The sequence below is a fragment of the Bifidobacterium scaligerum genome (assembly GCF_002802865.1).
Classification (GTDB): Bacteria; Actinomycetota; Actinomycetes; order Actinomycetales; family Bifidobacteriaceae; genus Bifidobacterium; species Bifidobacterium scaligerum.
Genome location: NZ_PGLQ01000008.1, coordinates 62,454 through 79,907 on the forward strand (window position 1 = coordinate 62,454; position 17,454 = coordinate 79,907).

General features: G+C 62.0%; 13 protein-coding genes and 1 tRNA gene. 6 read left to right on the forward strand and 8 right to left on the reverse strand.

The genetic code is table 11. The features are described from left to right. Positions 1-86: 86 nt before the first annotated feature. The 3 genes from CUU80_RS09245 to CUU80_RS09255 all read left to right on the forward strand — a co-directional run bounded on the left by CUU80_RS09245 (position 87) and on the right by CUU80_RS09255 (position 3,006). On the forward strand, positions 87-893 hold the full coding sequence (locus CUU80_RS09245; RefSeq protein ID WP_100497036.1) for a DUF881 domain-containing protein: 807 nt from the start codon (positions 87-89) through the stop codon (positions 891-893). A gap of 35 nt (positions 894-928) precedes the next feature. Further along, positions 929-2,020, forward strand: coding sequence for a class E sortase (locus tag CUU80_RS09250; RefSeq protein WP_243388716.1), 1,092 nt, complete (start codon positions 929-931; stop codon positions 2,018-2,020). Between the two features lie 341 nt (positions 2,021-2,361). After that, positions 2,362-3,006, forward strand: coding sequence for an anthranilate synthase component II (locus CUU80_RS09255; RefSeq protein ID WP_100497039.1), 645 nt, complete (start codon positions 2,362-2,364; stop codon positions 3,004-3,006). Positions 3,007-3,179: 173 nt separating this feature from the next. Here the strand turns inward: CUU80_RS09255 and pknB are convergent, their stop codons facing one another. From pknB to CUU80_RS09290, 7 genes are read right to left on the reverse strand one after another with little or no spacing between them, the layout of a single operon-like run. Further along, on the reverse strand, positions 3,180-5,255 hold the full coding sequence (gene pknB, locus CUU80_RS09260) for a Stk1 family PASTA domain-containing Ser/Thr kinase (protein ID WP_100497040.1): 2,076 nt from the start codon (positions 5,253-5,255) through the stop codon (positions 3,180-3,182). Further along, complete coding sequence (locus CUU80_RS09265) at positions 5,252-6,199, reverse strand: serine/threonine-protein kinase (RefSeq protein ID WP_100497042.1); 948 nt, start codon at positions 6,197-6,199, stop codon at positions 5,252-5,254. Before CUU80_RS09265 ends, pknB begins: the two co-directional genes overlap by 4 nt. Beyond that, positions 6,196-7,662 (reverse strand): peptidoglycan D,D-transpeptidase FtsI family protein, encoded by a 1,467-nt coding sequence (locus tag CUU80_RS09270; protein WP_100497043.1) that lies wholly within the window; start codon positions 7,660-7,662, stop codon positions 6,196-6,198. Before CUU80_RS09270 ends, CUU80_RS09265 begins: the two co-directional genes overlap by 4 nt. Continuing rightward, a complete protein-coding gene (locus CUU80_RS09275) occupies positions 7,659-9,506 on the reverse strand; it encodes an FtsW/RodA/SpoVE family cell cycle protein (RefSeq protein WP_100497044.1) in 1,848 nt (615 codons plus the stop codon). Before CUU80_RS09275 ends, CUU80_RS09270 begins: the two co-directional genes overlap by 4 nt. After that, positions 9,503-11,179 carry a PP2C family protein-serine/threonine phosphatase gene (locus CUU80_RS09280; protein ID WP_100497045.1) on the reverse strand — a complete coding sequence of 559 codons (1,677 nt, stop codon included), beginning with the start codon at positions 11,177-11,179 and terminating at the stop codon, positions 9,503-9,505. Before CUU80_RS09280 ends, CUU80_RS09275 begins: the two co-directional genes overlap by 4 nt. Positions 11,180-11,183: 4 nt before the next feature. Further along, positions 11,184-11,711 (reverse strand): FHA domain-containing protein FhaB/FipA, encoded by a 528-nt coding sequence (locus CUU80_RS09285; protein ID WP_100497046.1) that lies wholly within the window; start codon positions 11,709-11,711, stop codon positions 11,184-11,186. 30 nt (positions 11,712-11,741) lie between these two features. Further along, positions 11,742-12,443 (reverse strand): FHA domain-containing protein, encoded by a 702-nt coding sequence (locus CUU80_RS09290; RefSeq protein ID WP_100497048.1) that lies wholly within the window; start codon positions 12,441-12,443, stop codon positions 11,742-11,744. 125 nt (positions 12,444-12,568) lie between these two features. Between CUU80_RS09290 and CUU80_RS09295 the strand changes: the two genes are divergently transcribed. The 3 genes from CUU80_RS09295 to CUU80_RS09305 all read left to right on the forward strand — a co-directional run bounded on the left by CUU80_RS09295 (position 12,569) and on the right by CUU80_RS09305 (position 16,068). After that, positions 12,569-14,692: a serine/threonine-protein kinase gene (locus CUU80_RS09295; RefSeq protein ID WP_100497049.1), complete on the forward strand. Its 2,124-nt coding sequence runs from the start codon at positions 12,569-12,571 to the stop codon at positions 14,690-14,692. Positions 14,693-14,888: 196 nt separating this feature from the next. After that, a complete protein-coding gene (locus CUU80_RS09300; RefSeq protein WP_100497051.1) occupies positions 14,889-15,854 on the forward strand; it encodes a thioredoxin domain-containing protein in 966 nt (321 codons plus the stop codon). A 140-nt stretch (positions 15,855-15,994) separates the two neighbouring features. Beyond that, positions 15,995-16,068, forward strand: a tRNA-Thr gene (locus CUU80_RS09305). 497 nt (positions 16,069-16,565) lie between these two features. Here the strand turns inward: CUU80_RS09305 and CUU80_RS09310 are convergent. Further along, a complete protein-coding gene (locus tag CUU80_RS09310) occupies positions 16,566-17,357 on the reverse strand; it encodes a potassium channel family protein (RefSeq protein WP_100497053.1) in 792 nt (263 codons plus the stop codon). Positions 17,358-17,454 lie beyond the last annotated feature (97 nt).

Sequence of the window (17,454 nt, forward strand, 5' to 3'; positions counted from 1 at the left end):
ATTCAATAGGCTAAAAGTCATAATAGTGGCTAGACTCGAAAGCAGCGACCACAGTCGGCAAAATGACGGGAAATGGCAGGAAATTCATGGCCAGACACGTAGGCAAGCATGGTGTACGGCGCTCAATATTGGGCGGCGTCACGGTGTTTGTCGTCATCGCGCTGACCGGTTTCCTGCTCAGCACCAACGTACGGGTCAATCGAACCGTCACCGTGACCAACGATACGGCCGACTTGGTGGAACGCGGTGTGGACGAAGCCAATCAGCTGCAGCAGGACGTCAACGATCTGACCAAGCAGGTGACCAATCTTACCGATGCGCTGAACGCCGGCACCAAGAATGATTCCGAAAGCAATGCCGACTCGGGGGATTCCGGCCTGATGCTGCCCGAGCTGAGTGGCGAAGGCGTCACCGTAACGCTTGACGATTCCCCGCTGTGGGAGAATGCGGTGAACAACAATGGCTCAACCGCAAACATCAATGATTACGTGATTCACCAGCAGGACGTCGAATCCGTGGTGAACGCGCTGTGGTCGGGCGGCGCCGAGGCCATGATGATCATGGACCAGCGGGTGCTGTTCAATTCGGCCGTGATCTGCTCGGGCAATGTGTTGTCGCTGCACGGTAAGAAATACTCGCCGCCGTTCACGATTTCCGCCATCGGCGACCCGCAACAGCTGCGCGAAGCCCTCAACGATTCCAAGGCCATCGGCATTCTGAAACAGTACGTGACCGTGTTCGGCATCGGGTACAAGGTGGAGAAAAAGGACGATTTGCGATTCCCGGCCACGGCGGCGTTGCTGCAGCAGCTGAAATACGCCACGGTGAACGGGCAGGACGAGCAGAGCGCCGGTAGCGCCGACGATTCCCAGAGCGAGGGGCAAGGACAGTAAGGACAGTAATGAGACACGGAAGAACCCACGTCGACATGGCTTCGACGACCCGGCGCAGCCCGATCTGGCAGGCGCTGGGCATCTTCGCCGAACTGCTGCTCACCGCAGCCGCCATCTGCGCCCTGTACATCGTCTGGCAGATGTGGTGGACCGGCGTGGAGGCCGAACAGGTGCAGAACAGCACCACAAAGTCGGTGAACTGGAGCGATCCGGGCAAAAGCGGCGGCGCGGTCAGCGTGGCCAAGGCGCAGGAGGGCGACCCGCCCGCGCAGCCCGAGAATCCGCAGTACGGCGACCTCATCGCACAGGTCTATATCCCTCGCTTCGGCTCCCAGTGGCACCGCAACATTGTGGAGGGCACTACGCTCGAACAGCTCAATCGCCACGGATTAGGCCATTACGAAACCACGCAGCTGCCCGGCCAGATGGGCAATTTCGCGGTGGCGGGCCATCGTAACGGTTATGGCCAGCCGCTCGGCGACGTCGACAAACTGCAGGAGGGCGACGCGATCGTCATTCGTACCAAGGACTACTGGTACGTCTACCACTACACGCGGTACGAAATCGTGCTGCCCACTGATACGTACGTCATCGCCCCCAATCCCGAAAGCCAGACTGCGGCCGCCACCAAACGTATGATCACGTTGACCACCTGCGAGCCGAAGTACACCACGCCTACGCATCGGTGGATTAGCTACGGCGAGCTCAAGTACTGGGCCAAGGTTTCCGATGGTGTGCCTCAGGAGTTGACCACCACCGATTCGTCCGGTGCGGTGAAGTTCGCCATCAACGAGACGCCGTCGATTTCCTCGCGGATCGGATCGTTGGACAAGGTGGCGTTCGGTGCGTTGGCGCTGTGGGCGATTCTGTTCATCGCCGCCGCTGTGGCGTGGCGCTGGCCGCTGCTGCGCGCGATTCGCTTGGGTGAGCGTCGCCGTCCGGACGCCAGCATCTACGGCGGATTGCTGCGTCTGCAGCCCGGTGTGGCCCCGATTCGTTGGTTGCTGTTGATGATCCTGTTGTTCGCCGCTGCCGTTGCGCTGTTCCAATGGACATTCCCGTGGGCCGCGGCCAATATCCCCTTCCTGCAGCAGATGTCGAACTTCGTAGCCGTGCCGCAGCAGTAGTTTCTCAGTAGATTCCGGCGGTTCTGACGGTTCTGTCGGGTTCTGTCGGGTTCTGTCGGGTTCTGTCAGTTCTGTCGGCCCCTTCCTCCCTCCCTTTCTGGGCATATCCGTATGTTCTGGGCATATCCGTATGGCGAAGAGACCGTTTTTGGGCCCCTCAGCATACGTGTATGCCCAGAACCGCATTAATTGGTACGGATATGCCCAGAACGCGTGGGATGTCCGGGACATCGTCCGGGGACGTCCGAGGAATCGGCCAGCGACGGTGGACGGTCGGGCTCATGCGGCAGCTGGGCTGAGTAGTATGACTTGCAGCAGATGTTCGCACGAAGGAGAGCCCTATGACCGATTCCGCACGCATTCTGGTGGTGGACAATTACGATTCGTTCGTGTATACGATCGTCGGCTATTTGAAAACGCTGGGAGCCACGGTTGATGTGGTGCGCAACGACGCCATCGACCCCGAAACCCCCGGTGTCCTGGACGAGTATGACGGCGTGCTGATCTCTCCCGGCCCTGGCGCTCCGGCCGAATCCGGGGCCAGCGAGGGGATGATTCGCTTGGCGGCGCGTACGAACAAGCCGATGTTCGGTGTGTGTCTAGGGCTTCAGGCGCTCGCCGAAGTGTATGGGGCGACGGTGGACCATGCGCCGACCATCATGCATGGCAAAACCAGCTTGGTGGAGCATGTGGATGACGAGATTTTCGAAGGCGTGGCCAATCCGATGACCGCCACGCGCTACCATTCGCTGGCTGTGGAGCCGACTTCGGTGCCCGAAACGCTGGAAGTGACCGCATGGACTCAGGGCGATCACATTATTCAGGGACTGCGCGTGAAGGGCAAGCCGATGTATGCGGTGCAGTTCCACCCCGAGTCCGTGATGACGCAGGATGGCTACCGTCTGCTGGCCAACTGGTTGAAGGTCTGTGGCCAGGAGAACGCGGTGGCCAAGTCCGCCGGGCTTCAGCCGAAGGTAGTGAAGTAGATAACGGTAGGTAACGCTCGGCACAGCGGCAATCGATTGAATTGATTTGTGGATGATTTAAATATGATTCGCTGTTGATGCCGACAACAGAAGGGCGGTTTCCTCACCATATGACTTATATGGTGAGGAAACCGCCCTTCTTCCGTAATGGGTTGGCTATCGGCCGCTACCGATTACTGCTGCTTGGTGGCATCGCCATCGCTCTTATTCGTATCCGAGTTCGTCTCGGTGTTGGTATTCGGCGTGGTCGTTGTGGCCTTCGTCGTAATCGTGACGGTCGAACCGGCGTCCACCTGCGAACCGGCGGCAGGATTCATGCCGACCACGACGGCGTTGGACGTAGGACCGCTGACATTCACGTTGAAGCCGGCGGCCTGCAGCATCAGCTTTGCGGTCACCACATCAACACTGCCATCGGTGGCGACCGACGGCACCGTGGCCTGCTCCTTGCCGGTGGACACCCAGATGGTAATCGTGCCGCCCTGCTCGATGGACGACCCCTCACCCGGATCCACGCGCGTGATGGAGCCTTCCGGCACGGTGTCCGAAGTCTCGGATTCCACCACGAAGTTGAAGCTCGAATACTGCGCCAGCACCGAATCCTTCGGCTGACCCACCAGGTTGCTCGGCACCTTGGTCATGCCGGTGGACACCCACAGCGTGATCGTGGAGCCCTTGGTGGCGTTCTGACCGGCCACCGGGTCGGTGCGGGTCACCATATCCTTGGCCACGGAGTCACTGTCTTCGGTCTTCACATTGGCGCTCACCTTGAAACCGGCATCCTCCAGCATGGAGCGCGCCTCATCCTGGCTGCGCTTGGTCACATCCGGAATCTGCGTGGACTGCGGGCCGGCGGAGAACCACACCTGCACCTTGGAGCCCTTCTCCACCTTGGAACCGGCCTTCGGGCTCATCTTGGTGCAGGTACCTTCCGGCTCGGTGGAATCGGTATCCTGCTTCGCCACCATGGTCAGACCCAAGGCCTCAAGCTTCGCCTGAATACCGTCCTTGGAGGTGGATGTGGTGCATTCTGGAATCGTCACCGTTTCCGCGGTGCTCTGGTTGGAGCCGGGCTTGAGCGCGAAGATCGCGCCCACCACGATCAGCGCCACCACAACGGCAGCGGCGATCGAAGCGATGATGATCTTCTTACGCTTCTTGGCCTTGGCCGCCTGCGCACGCTGCTGGGCCCGAGAGCGCAACGCCTCGGCATTGGCGGCATTCGGTGCGATCTGCTCGAACTGGCCGGTGGCCGGATTGAACGCCTGCGTAGGCTGGCCGCTGCCGGGCGTCATCGGCACGGTGGGCTGATCGCGTTCGGCCTCCTTACGCGCCTTCACATTCGACAGGTCGGTCAACGGATTGAACGCGGCCGCCACCGGCACACCGCCGTTCATATAGGTCAGGATATCGGTTTTGAACTCGGCTGCCGTGGCGTACCGGTTCTGACGGTCCTTGGCCATGGCCTTGGCACAGATCGAATCCCACATCTTCGGCAGACCCGGCACCACCGCGCTCGGCGGCGTGGCCACTTCGGAGACGTGCTGGTAGGCGATGGCCACCGCCGAATCGCCGGTGAACGGCGGACGTCCGGTGAGCATTTCGTACAGCACGCAACCGGCCGAGTACAGGTCGGAGCGCATGTCCACGGTCTCACCGCGCGCCTGTTCGGGGGAGAGGTACTGTGCAGTGCCCACCACGCCCTGCGACTGGGTCATCGTGGCTGCCGAATCATCCAGAGCGCGGGCGATGCCGAAGTCCATCACCTTGACCACGCCCTGCTCGGAAATCATGATGTTGCCGGGCTTGATGTCGCGGTGGATGATGCCCATGCGGTGCGAGTAGTCGAGCGCGTTGAGCACACCGAGCATCACCTGTTCGCTGTCGCGCTGGCTCAGGGCGCCGTTCACCTTCAGGATGTCGCGCAGGGTCTGGCCCTTGACGTACTCCATCACGATATACGGCAGACGCTCGGTTTCGCCGTTTTCGCCGTAGACCGCCTCTTCACCGGAATCGTAGATGTTGACGATGTTCGGGTTGTTCATCTGGGCGACGGCGTGCGCCTCACGGCGGAAACGCGCCAGGAAGATATCGTCGTTGGCCAGATCGGCGCGCATGATCTTCACGGCCACGGTACGGCCCAGACGGGTGTCGAGGGCCACGTGGACCTCGGCCATGCCGCCACGACCGATGAGCTGGCCAAGCTGGTAGCGTCCGCCGGCCAATGCGGTGGGCATACTCGTGCTCATTGTTTCCCTCCCAATCTTGAGACCGGAGTCTCCAAAACGATGCGTGGCGTGCTGGTCACCCTGCGCGGCAGTCGTCCGCCGGACGACACCACAGTGGTATCCGCCATTTCGGTCTGCTGATCAAGCAGTCGACGTTCGATACGCGCCAGCGTGCGGGACACCACCAGCGCATCCTTCGGCCGATCCAGCGGATCCTTGGCCAGCATCGACATTACGAATTCACGAAGCTGTACGTCCACCGTGTCCGGCAGCGGCGGCACCGGATCGTTCACATGGGCGGCGGCGATATCCACCGGCGTGGCACCGGTGAACGGACGGTGCCCGGCAAGCCCCTCGTAAGCCACCACGCCCAGCGAGTAGATGTCCGACTGGGGTGTGGCCTGCTGGCCCTGCGCCTGTTCGGGTGAGATGTACTGTGCGGTGCCCACCACCATGCCATCCTGGGTGATCTGCCCTTGGCCGGTGGAATAGCTGACGCCGAAATCAGTGATTTTGACTTCGCCGGAATCGGAAACCATGATGTTCGCCGGCTTGACGTCACGGTGAATCACACCGTGCGAATGCGCCACGAACAGCCCGCGGGCCGTCTGAATAAGAATCGGCAGCAGTTCGGTGGGGTCCATCGCGCCCTTCTCGTGGAACAGCGCCGCCAGCGAACGGGACGGCACATATTCCATGATGAGGAAGCCGATGCCGTCATGCTCGTAGTATTCGAACAACGCGGCGATATTCGGATGCGCCAGATTGGCGGAATTGTGGGCTTCAGCGCGCAGACGGCGCAGCTTGGCCTCCGCATTGGTCATATCCGAGCGCAACGCCTTGATGGCCACTTCGCGTCCGAGCTGGATATCGTAGCCCTTCCACACTTCGCCCATGCCGCCCTGCGCCAAGCGAGCATCAAGGCGGTATCGGCGGTGGATCAACTGTCCTTCGATAAGTTTCACTGCTGTAGAGCCTCCTCAATCATCGCGCGCATGATCGGGCCAGCGGCGAACGAACCATACAGGTCGGTGTTGTGCACCACCACGGCCACGGCAATCTGCGGATTGTCTGCCGGTGCGAAACCAATCACCCAGCCATCGATGGAGCTGTTGTCGGTGCCGATCTGCGCGGTACCGGTTTTGGCGGCCACGGTGACACCATCGATGGCCAGCTGCGGATTGGCGTCGGTGACCACATGCTCCATCATTTCGGTGAGCTTGTCGGCGGTATCCTTGCTGAACGCGATGCCCATGCTCTGGGCCTTGGTCTGCGACAGCACCGTCAAATCGGCGGCACGGACGCGATCGACCAGCGTCGGCTGCATCACCTTGCCGTTATTGGCGATCGCCTGCGCCACCATCGCCATCTGCAGCGGCGTGGCGGTGGTGTCTCCCTGCCCGATCGAAGCCAGCGCCAGACGGTCGTCGGTCAGATCGGTGGGGAATGTAGAGGCGGTGGCCTTCATCGGGGTGCCGGTGGCGTCGCTGCCATCAATGGTGATGGTGCTGCCGAATCCCAGCGAGGTGGCCATATCGCTGACCGTGTCTGAGCCGAGCTTGACGCCCAGCTGCGCGAATGCGGTGTTTGAGGACCATGCGATCGCGTTCTGCAACGTGATCTGACCGTTGGTGCCGTTGGCCTGCGTGGTGGCGTTCGGCAACTGGGTCGCCGTGCCGGGCAGGGTATAGGTCTCGCCGGCGGGGATCTGCGTATCGGTCTGGTATTTGCCGGTCTCCAGAGCCGCGGCTGCCACGATGGTCTTGAACGTGGAGCCGGGCGGGTAAAGCTGTGAGGTGGCGCGGTTGATCAACGGGCTGTTGGCACCGGCTGCCAGCTCGGTGTAGGCCTTGGTGGCGGCCTCCGTGTCATGGGTGGCCAGCATATTCGGGTCGTAGCTCGGCGTGGACGCCATGGCCAGAATGCGGCCGCTGGACACCTCGATCGCCACAGCCGCACCGTCTCTGTTGCCCAGCTGGTCGTAGGCCACCTGCTGGAGCTTGGGATCGATGGACGTTTCGATGGACGCGCCCTGATTCACTGAGCCGGTGAGCATGGCCTTGGCCCGCTGCCAGATCAGGGAGTCGGCCTCGCCGTTCAGCAGTGTGCTGCGTGACGCTTCAATGCCGCGGTCGGCGGGCTGGTTGATGGAGAAGAATCCGGTGATGGGTGCGTACAACGGGCCGTTCGAATAGGTGCGCTGGTACTTGAACGCATCGTTGACCGGTTCGGATTTGGCCATCACGGTGCCGTCCGATGCCAGAATCGCACCACGGTAAGCGCCGAGCTGATGGTACAGGGAACGTGCGTTGCGCGAATCGTTGTTCAGTACGTTGACGCGCACGGCCATGATGATGGTGGAGGAGATGCCCAGCACCACGAACAAGGCGACTACGGCCGTAAACAGTTGACGGAGATATTTGTTCATACGCGATTACCTCCGTTTACGGGAGGCAGAGGGGGAAGCGGTCCGGTTGCCGTATGTGCCGTCGTGTGCGCTGCGTGAGCGGCATGTGCCGCATGATGATGCTTCGGCTGCGGCGGGGCCATCGGATCGTCGTTGTCGTAATACGCTTGCGTGGTGATGTCGGTAATGGGATCGTCGTTGCCGGTGCGCGCTGCGGCCGGAGCCGTTGGGATGGCGAACGAGGCGGGCAGGTCATGGGTGTCAGGTGTGTCGCCCGGACGAGTCGTGGGCGCCGGCTTGGGCGAGGGGGCTGCGGCTGGGGGCAGCGGAGCGACGTGACCTGCGGGCACATCGTACCGGTCAGGTGCCTGTTGGGTGATGTCGATAATCGAATCATCGCTTGGATCGTCGGCATCAGCGGTGTCATCCGGGTCGTCGCCGACGACGGCACCGCCCTGCGGACGGGCGATCGGCTCGGTGGCGTTCGCATTGGCGCGGGCCTCAAGCTCCTTGTCTCGCAGAACCGCCAGAGCTTCGTACTGGAAGGCCTTCGACGTCATCTCCGGCTCGGGCGAGTTCGCCGCATCGGAAATGACGATGAGCAGCGCGGCGAGAATGAAGTTGGCGATCAGGCTGGAGCCGCCGGCCGCCATATACGGCAGGGTCAGACCGGTGAGCGGGATGACCAGCGTGATGCCGCCCACCACGGTGAACACCTGGAAGGCCATCGTGAACACCAGTCCGGATGCGAGCAGCTTGCCGAACCCGTCCTTGATCTTCATCGCGGTGATGAGCCCGGACACCACGATCAGCAGGTAGATGACCAGAATGGCCATCACGCCGGTGAGTCCCAGCTCCTCGCCAAGCGAGGCGTAGATGAAGTCCGAGTTGGCGAACGTGGTCAGCGCCGGGTGCCCCTGGCCGAGCCCGGTGCCGAGCATACCGCCGGAAGCCAGGCCGAAGATGCCGGTCACCAGCTGCCACGAGCCGCCGTATGGCTTGTTGTACTGCTCATTGCTGAACGGATGCAGCCAGGCGTCCACGCGCTGGCCCACGTGGCTGAACACGCTGGCAGCCAGCACCGCGCCGACGGCGAAGGCGAGCAGACCGATCACAATCCAGCTTTTACGGCCGGTGGCCACATACAGCATCGCCACGAACATGGCGAAGAACATCAGCGAAGTGCCCAGATCATGCTGCATGATGAGCACGCCCATCGAGGCGAACCACACGATGATGATCGGGCCCAGATCCTTGATGCGCGGCAGCTGGAGTCCCAGGAACTTCTTGCCGCCCACGGCCAGCTGGTCGCGGTGATCGAACAGGTACGCGGCGAAGAAGAACGCGAGGAACAGCTTGGCGAATTCGCCCGGCTGGAACTGGCCCAACCCGGGGAGCCTGACCCAGATACGTGCGCCGTTGACCTCCTGGCCGAGCACGGGCAGCATCGGGGAGAGCAACAGCACCAGGCCCACCACCATCGAAACATAGGAGAATCGACGCAGGACGCGGTAATCCTTCAGGAAGATGATGATCAGGGCAGATAAGACGATGGCGATGCACAGCCAGGTCAGTTGGCGCATGGCCACTGCGGTATCCATGCTCTGATCGATGCGGGCGATCATCGTCACGCCGGTGGCGGTGAGCAGCAGCACGCACGGCAGCACCAGTTGGCTGGCATACGGCTGGAAATGCACCATCAATCCCCACAGCACCAGAAACAGCGCTGCCACCACACCCAGCATGGTGGCGTATTGCGCCGGAAACGATCCGGTGGTGCGCTGGAACATCTGAATGAATGCCAGCGCGCTGATCGCCATGGCGATCAGCAACAGGAATATCTGGCGGAAACGGGTAGCGATCATTTGGCGTCTCCCGTGGCCGCGTCGTCGGCCGCGCCGATGCCGGGCTGGTTCGTGGCGTCGCCGCTGCCGTTACTGGTGGACGACTTCGGCTTGGAGGAATCGGTGGACCCCGATGAACTTGACGAATCTGACTTTGTCGACGACTTCGACGAGTCGGTGGCCTGTGACTTCTTGGCCTCGGCTTCCTGCTGTGCCTGTTCCAGTTTCTTCATTTCGCTGCGAATGATGTTCACGTGCGATTTCGCCTCGTCCAACGAGCCGACCGTAATGCCTTGGGCCAGCTGATCGCGCCAAGTGGCGGGCAGGTCGGCGGTGGAGATGTCGGTGCTTTCCACCTCGTGCGAAAGCTCCAGTCCGAACAGGCTGGTCGGCACGCCACGGTAGATCGCCACGGTGCCGTTCGCGTTGCCCACGTAATAATGCGTCTGGCTCCACAGGTATGCGCCGTAGCCGGCACCGCCCAACGCGAGCACGGCAAGAATGCAGGAGATGATCACCGCGACCTTGGTGCGGCGCTTCTTGGTGCGCGTGGTCTTCTTCTGTTCGGCCTTCTCCTCGCGAATTGCCTGCGCCACGTCCGGATCGTTCGGGTCGGCGGACAGTCGTCCATCGGATTTCTGCACCACCGGAATCTCACCGGTGTCCGGATTGGCGCGTTCGCCGGTTTCCTCACGTACGGTGGACGGCTGGACCACGCGCGCCGAGGACGGGTTCACCGTGGTCTGCTCAGGCTTGTCTTCATGCGCGCCGTCAGCCTGAATCAGTGCCGCAGCGCGTTGCGCCGGCGAATTGTCTTCGCGCAGCGCGGGCGCGGTGGCCACCGGCTCGTTGACGATGTCGGCGATCGGTTCCAGGTTATGGCTGGCCGCACCGCCGACCAGCGGGGTCTGATGCGGCAGATCGAAGGCGTCGGCGTCAAGGGCCAGCGTGGCATCCGCGATTACGGCGGTGACGTTGTCGGTGCTGCCGGCGCGCAGGGCCATCTGCACGAGCCTCTGGCAGCATTCGCCCTGATCGGACAGCGAGCTCATCGTCTCTTCGATGGTGGAGTCTTCCAGCACGCCGCACAGGCCGTCCGAGCACAGCAGCCAACGGTCGGCAGGGTGGGCCTTGCGGATGGAGATGTCCGGATGCGGGTCGATGTCGAAATCGCCCAGCACACGCATCACCACGTTGCGCTGCGGATGATTCTTGGCTTCCGAAGGCGTGATACGGCCGGTATTGATGAGGTGCTGCACGTAGCTGTGATCGCAGGTGATGCGGCTCAGATGGCCGTCGCGCAGCAGATAGGCGCGGGAGTCGCCGATATGGGCGATCACCCAGTACCCGGCGACCAGCGCCACGGCGACTACCGTGGTGCCCATGCCGGCAAGTTTGCGTTCGCGCTTGGCTTTACCCACGATGGCGTCATGCGCGGCCATCACGGAGGTTTCCATCATGCGCGAGATCGTCTCGACGTCGCCACCGGTGTCGTCCTGCTCGATATGAGCCAGCGAGCGGATGGCGATGGATGATGCGGTGTCGCCGCCGGCATGGCCGCCCATGCCATCGCACATGGCGATGAGATGTTCTCCGGCAAAGGAGGAGTCCTGATTGTTCGCACGGACCGTACCCACATCGGACACGGTTGTGGAATACAGGAATAGCGGTTGTGAAGCGGCGGAATTTGGCATGCGGCTACCTCAATTCGAAGGTGGTGGCGCCGATGCGCACAGGAACACGGGCCGGCAGAATGGTCGGGCGATTAATACGCTGCTGATTGACCACAGTGCCATTGGTGGAGTTCAGATCCTCAATGGCCCACTGGCCGGACTGCGGATCACGATATACGCGGGCGTGATGAGAGGAGACGAACTCGTCGTCCAACACCACATTGTTGGATGCGGCGCGCCCCAAGCTGATTTCGGCGTCGGCCAACGGTACCGAACTGCCGGCCAGCGGACCGTCGATAATCACCAGCAGGGTAGGCTGCGCCTGACCTGTGCGTGCGGAAGTGCGCGAGGTACGAGATACGGGAGCCTGCTGAGCAACGGGAGCTTCGGCCTTGGCCTTATGAGCTTCGCGTTCGCGACGACGGCGTGCACGCGAAGGCCTGGGGCTGAAGGTTTCGATGTCCTTGCGTAAGGAGCGTACGGCAAGCCATACGAATACCCACAGCAGTACAAGGAACCCGTATTTCAGAAGGGCAAATGTCAGTTCGGTCATTGGTACCGACTTTCGAGCGGATTACGCGGGCTACTCCTGGGCTTGCGCCGAGGCCCAGTAGAGGATGCGCGTACGGCCGATGGTGATGGTGTTGCCATCCAGCAGCGTGGCGGCGGGTACCTGATGGCCTTCCACGTACGTGCCGTTCGTGGAGCCAAGGTCGCGGGCGATCACACCGTTGTCCGTAATGTCGATTTCCAGATGCTTGCGGGAGATGCCCGGATCATCGATGACGATGTCGCAGCCGGAACCGCGGCCGATCACCGTCTTGTCTTTGGTGAGTAGGTACTGGTTGCCGTTGACCTCCAGCACCGGGCTGTCCTCGGTCTGGGCGTCCGTAGTGACGGGGACGGCGTTGCCCTGCACGGATTCGGAGGAGAGGTTGAAGTTGCCCTTGGACAGGTCCAGATCCTCTTCGAAAATCACGATCACCGGGCCTACGAAAGCGTAATGCTGGCTCTTGGCGTACTCGGTGAGGTTATCCGCCAACTCGTTGGCCAGAGTCTCGCTGCCCCACGCCTCGATGCGGTCGAAGTCCGGCGTGCTGAGCTTGAAACGGTATTCGTTCGGGGCCACCGTGCGGTCGCGGCCCACCGGCATGGCCTCGGCGTCGATCTCGCGCTCCAGGGCGCTGGACAGGTCAACAGGCTGCAGATCTTTGGAGCCGAACTTGGCGAACACTCCGTTGACTGCACCCTCCACGCTTTTCTCAAAACGGTCGAGAACGCTCATAGTCCTCCCTTTCTAATCTTCACCTATCCTACGCGGCCATAGGAATATGCGGCAAAAATCCGGTCTGTGACGCGGCGATGGGTGCAAAATATCCAAAAATACAGGCTGATTGCGGACGGTCTAGGATGGAGCATATGAGCGATCTGGCAGCGTTGAATCTTGAACCGGGCGAAGTGGTGGGAGGCTACACGCTTCTTTCCCGCTTGGGGGCCGGTGCCATGGGATCGGTGTGGCGTGTGCGCGACGATGGCGGCACGGTGTACGCCATGAAAATCCTGCGCGATTCGCTGGCCGACGACTCCTCGTCCGGCGGCATGGGGCGCGCCGCGCTGCAGGATCCCGATCTGAAACCGAACATCACGCCGCGCGAACGTCTGCGCCGCGAGGCCATGGCGCTGAAGAAGGTCAACCATCCGGGTGTGTGCGGCATCGTGGATATGGAATTGGATGATTCGTTGGCGTTCATCGTCACCGAACTGATCGAGGGCCGCAATCTGAAGGACGATGTGGCGGTCAACGGCCGGTATATCGGCGACGATCTCGAACGGCTGGCCCGCAAACTGATCGAGGCCACCAAGGCGGTGCATGCCGCGGGCATCGTTCACCGCGACATCAAACCCACAAACGTCATGGTCTCCGCTTCCGGACCGGTGCTGGTCGATTTCGGCATTGCGATGGGGGAGGGGGAAAGTCACGTCACCCGGACCGGACTGGTGATGGGCACGCCCGGATTCATCGCCCCGGAGATCATCGAGGGTGCGGAATCCGATGCCATGACCGATTGGTGGTCGGTGGCGTCCGTGCTGGCGTTTGCGGCCACCGGTGCGCCGGTGTTCGGCACCAAGCCGATGATGGCGGTGCTGGAGCGTGAGGCGTCCGGCAACGCGAATCTCACCGGGCTGCCGGCCGGTACGATGGCGGCGTTCCGGTCCGCGCTGAGCCCTGACCGTGCGCAGCGCTGCACGCCGGACCAGCTGCTGCACGCCATCATGCTTGATGCGTTGAATCCTGCGGCTTGGGCCGGGGTCGCGCCCGGCGGCGAGAGCGGGGCGATGCTCCCTTTTGACGGTGGCGTGCGCGACGGCAGTGTGCGCGACGACGACAATCCGCGCACATTATGGCGGGGCGAAACGCCCGCCGACGCCACGGTTCCGCTCGGCGACGGACAGTCCGCCGCGGTAACGCCGCTTGCGGCATCGGCGACGACCGTGCCACTGTGTGATTCGGGCGGCATCGGCGATTCGGGCGGCACCGGCGATTCGGGCGTTCCCTCAGAACGTACGGCCGTATTGCCTGACCAGGCGGCGGTGCTCCCTGATCGCACATCGGTGTTGCCGGGGCAGACTGCGGTACTGCCGGAGTCGGCCCCCTCATTTCCTCCGGTAGCTCCGACTGTCCCGGCCGGCGTCGCCCCCGCGACTCCCGCCGATGCCGCGCCGACAATGGTCGACCCTGATATTCGCCCGGCGTTGCAGAGGGTGATCACACAAACCGCGCAAGCCGTGCCTACCGAGGCGTTGGCGCAACATATGGGCCCGAACCCCGCGGACGTGCGGCGCGGCATGTATCTGCAACGCGGCACGTTGCCGTTGTGGCTGCTTGCCGTGCCTCTGGCCGCGATGGCCGCATCGGCACCGTTGTGTGCGCTCGCGGTGGCCGGTCTGGTGATTTGGCTGCTGCTCACGTTGGCGTGCAACACCGAGTCGCAGCTGGAGCGTGAAGGCCGTCGCGGCGGTCAACGCAAAGGCTCCGACGTATGGATTCGCACCGCCACGCTGCCGTGGCATATCGTCAAGGCATTGCTGTTGATGCTGCCGCGACTTGTGCTGCTGGGCATCGTATTTTTGGCTGGTACCGCAGTCGTCACGGTGTCTCTGGGGCTACCGGTACGCACAATATATTGGTATTTCACCGCGGACCGGAGCGTGCCGTTGCCGTTATTGGTCGATATGCCTTACTCGTCGTCCGGATTGACGCTGGCCGGCTGCATGGCTGTCGGATGGCTGATTACGGCGTTCGGTCCTCAAACCATGATGTTGCGTTTGGGGGCGGGCGCGCTGCGGGGATTGAGCACTGGCGCTCCGACGTTGGGGGCCGACCTTTCCGCCGGTGCCGCGGCTCCGGCAGTGCGCGGCCGGCGCAGCACGGTGCTGTTCACCATATGGCTGGTGATCGCGGTGGCGTTATGCGTGGCACCGTGGATGACGAGCGCGCCTATTGATTGGACGCCGCTCGGCACCATATGGTGACGTGTGGCGTTGCTGATGCGCTACTGGCCGCTGGCCGTGACTGATCTGATTCGTGGCGTGCGGCCGGTGCGATCTGTGACGGATGTCACGTGCGGTGTTTACCGAGAATTCACGTCTTTTGAGCTTCTGGCGTACCTATCCTCAGGGCGGGTCATTATGATTGGGCCGAAACATTGAACCATGCAGGGGGAAGACTATGTCAGATCCGAAGCGTCAGACCAAGCGCGCCACCCGCGCTGAACGTCGCGCGGCAGAGGAAGCGGCCAAGCGCGCCCAGGAAGCGCAGGCCGCCAAGGAGCGCAAGCAGCAGACGATTATCGGCTGCATTGTAGTGGCCATTATCGTGGTGCTGGTGGCCGTCGGCGGATTCGCCGTGTACAAGGCCATGTCCAGCTCCTCCACGCAGTCCAGCACGACCGTGGACGAGGCCTACAGCGCTCTGCAGAAAGTCAAGACCAAGCCGGCCAACGCCAGCGACGACGCAGGCTTCCTGATCTCCAGCAAGGGGTATGGCACGAAGGCCGAGGGGGCGCCGACCGTTGCCATCTATATGGAGCCGCTGTGCCCGGGCTGCGCTTCGGTGAACCAGAATCTTGACCCGACCCTGAAGAAGATGATGAACGCCGGTCAAATCACCCTTGATCTGCACTTCCTCAACTTCCAGAACAACAAGAGCTCGGACGACTATTCCAACCGTGCGTTCAACGGTGCCATCTACATCGCCGAACACGACGACGATCCTGACCATCTGCTCGACTATCTGGCGAATATCTACGATGCGGACTTCCAGCCGGGCGAGCTGTCGAATTACGTCTCCGTCAGCAACGACAAACTCAAGGAACAGGCCGTCAAGGCCGGCGTGAGCGAGGATGTGGCGTCGGCGGCCTTCAGCGGCGAGAACGAATACGTGGACTGGCTCACCGCCTCGAACAACTACACGGTTCTGCGCCCCGAACTGTTCAGCAGCTCCGGCGGCTTCTCCTCGCCCACCTTGACCATCAACGGCGAATACTGGAGCCTGCAGAACATCACGTTGGCCAAGACCACCATGGTCAAGGGCTTCCTTGACGCCATCGGCCTTGACGAAAATCAGGTGGGTGTGCAGGGCAAGCTGCCGTCCATCGGCGCAAGCAAGAAACCCATCGACATCACCGCCAACTGATAGTGCCGCGGCGGCGACAATCGCGACAACCATCATGACATGCCGGTACTGCGGTGACCACTGCGACACATGGAGCGCTTCACCGCGGTACCTGATGGTATGCTAGTCATTTGTTCCGTGCGTGAAGCGTCCGGAAACACGCCTCTTTAGCTCAGATGGCCAGAGCGGCCGCCTTGTAAGCGGCAGGTCGTCGGTTCGATCCCGACAAGAGGCTCGTCGCGCAGGAAAAAGCGTATTATAGAAGATGCGCAGATTTTTTCTGCACAGGCATAGTCTTACCTTGGGTAAGTTCGCCAGGAGCCTTCCCCCAACTATGGCTTCCTGGGGTAAGGGCGGAGCGTCCCCCAACCTGCTCCGCGCCTTCAAGGGGGCGGGAATATCCCCTTCTCTCCCGCCCCCTTCTTCTTTTCTTTTTCCTTTATTCCTTTTCGTTACTTCCCGGCCCAGGGGTTATAGGCCAAAAGGAGGAGACCGTGCCGATCGTCCGGAAGTAGGCATGCGGGCCCAGGACTGGACCCTGCCTGAAGTGCCGGCCGACCAGTACTCCGACTCCCTGATCTCCAGCGCCAAGTCCTTCTCCGACGAAGCTGAATGCTGAAGTGGTCTCTCGTTTATATCGGCCTGCATCGCCGGTATAAGCGAGAGACCACTTTCTCGTATATGCGCGTGCGCGTATGTGTGCGTGGTTCGTCGCCGTCGTTTTGCCGAAGATCAACGCCGCTCAAGTTCCTCGCGCAAGCCGGCGACTGCGGCGGTCAGTTGGCGCACCTCGTCGCGCAACAGCTCGATTTCGGTTTTGCCGGATGCCGTTTCTGTTGTGGCTGCAGCCGTGGCGATGGCGGCCTGCACGGCCTCCTTGGCCACCTCCTTCTCACGCGCGTCCTCACGACGCCCGGCCTCCAGATTGACCTGATCGACAATCCACGAAGCCAACGTGGCCGTAACGATACCGATCAATGCGATGCCGGCGAACATCAGCGCCACCGCAATGATCTTGCCTTGGAATGTGACCGGCGAAACGTCGCCGTACCCCACGGTGGTCACGGTGACGAACGACCACCACAGTGCGGTGCCGAAATCGGTGATCGTGGACCCGGCGGCCCCGCGCTCCACGGAATACACGGCCAGCGCGCCCACGTACATGAGCATCGTCACCGCGCCGAACGAGTACACGGTGATGCGCCCGCGCACCGCCATGCCGGACGTGCGGTTGAGCACATGCAGCACGGTAAGCAGCCTCAGCAGTCGCAGAGGCCGAAACATGGGCAGCGCGATGGTCAACAGCGCGAACAGGTTGCGTTTGAACCATCGCCAACGATTGTCAGCCAACCATAGGGACACCGCGTAGTCGATGACGAACGCCACCCAAATCGCATTGATCACGTTCTCGCACAGTGTGACATGCGTCCGCGCCAGAATCTCCCACGAGTACGCCACCAGAAACATCACGGACAGCATCATCAGCGGCCAGTCCGTCCACTTCTTCCACGTCTTCAGTCCCATATTCCGATTGTAGAGGCGGATTGACGGGGTGCTGTTGGGCGAGTGCTGCTGGATGCCGGCGGGGTGTCGCCCGACCAATCGTGCGCGGAAAACGACA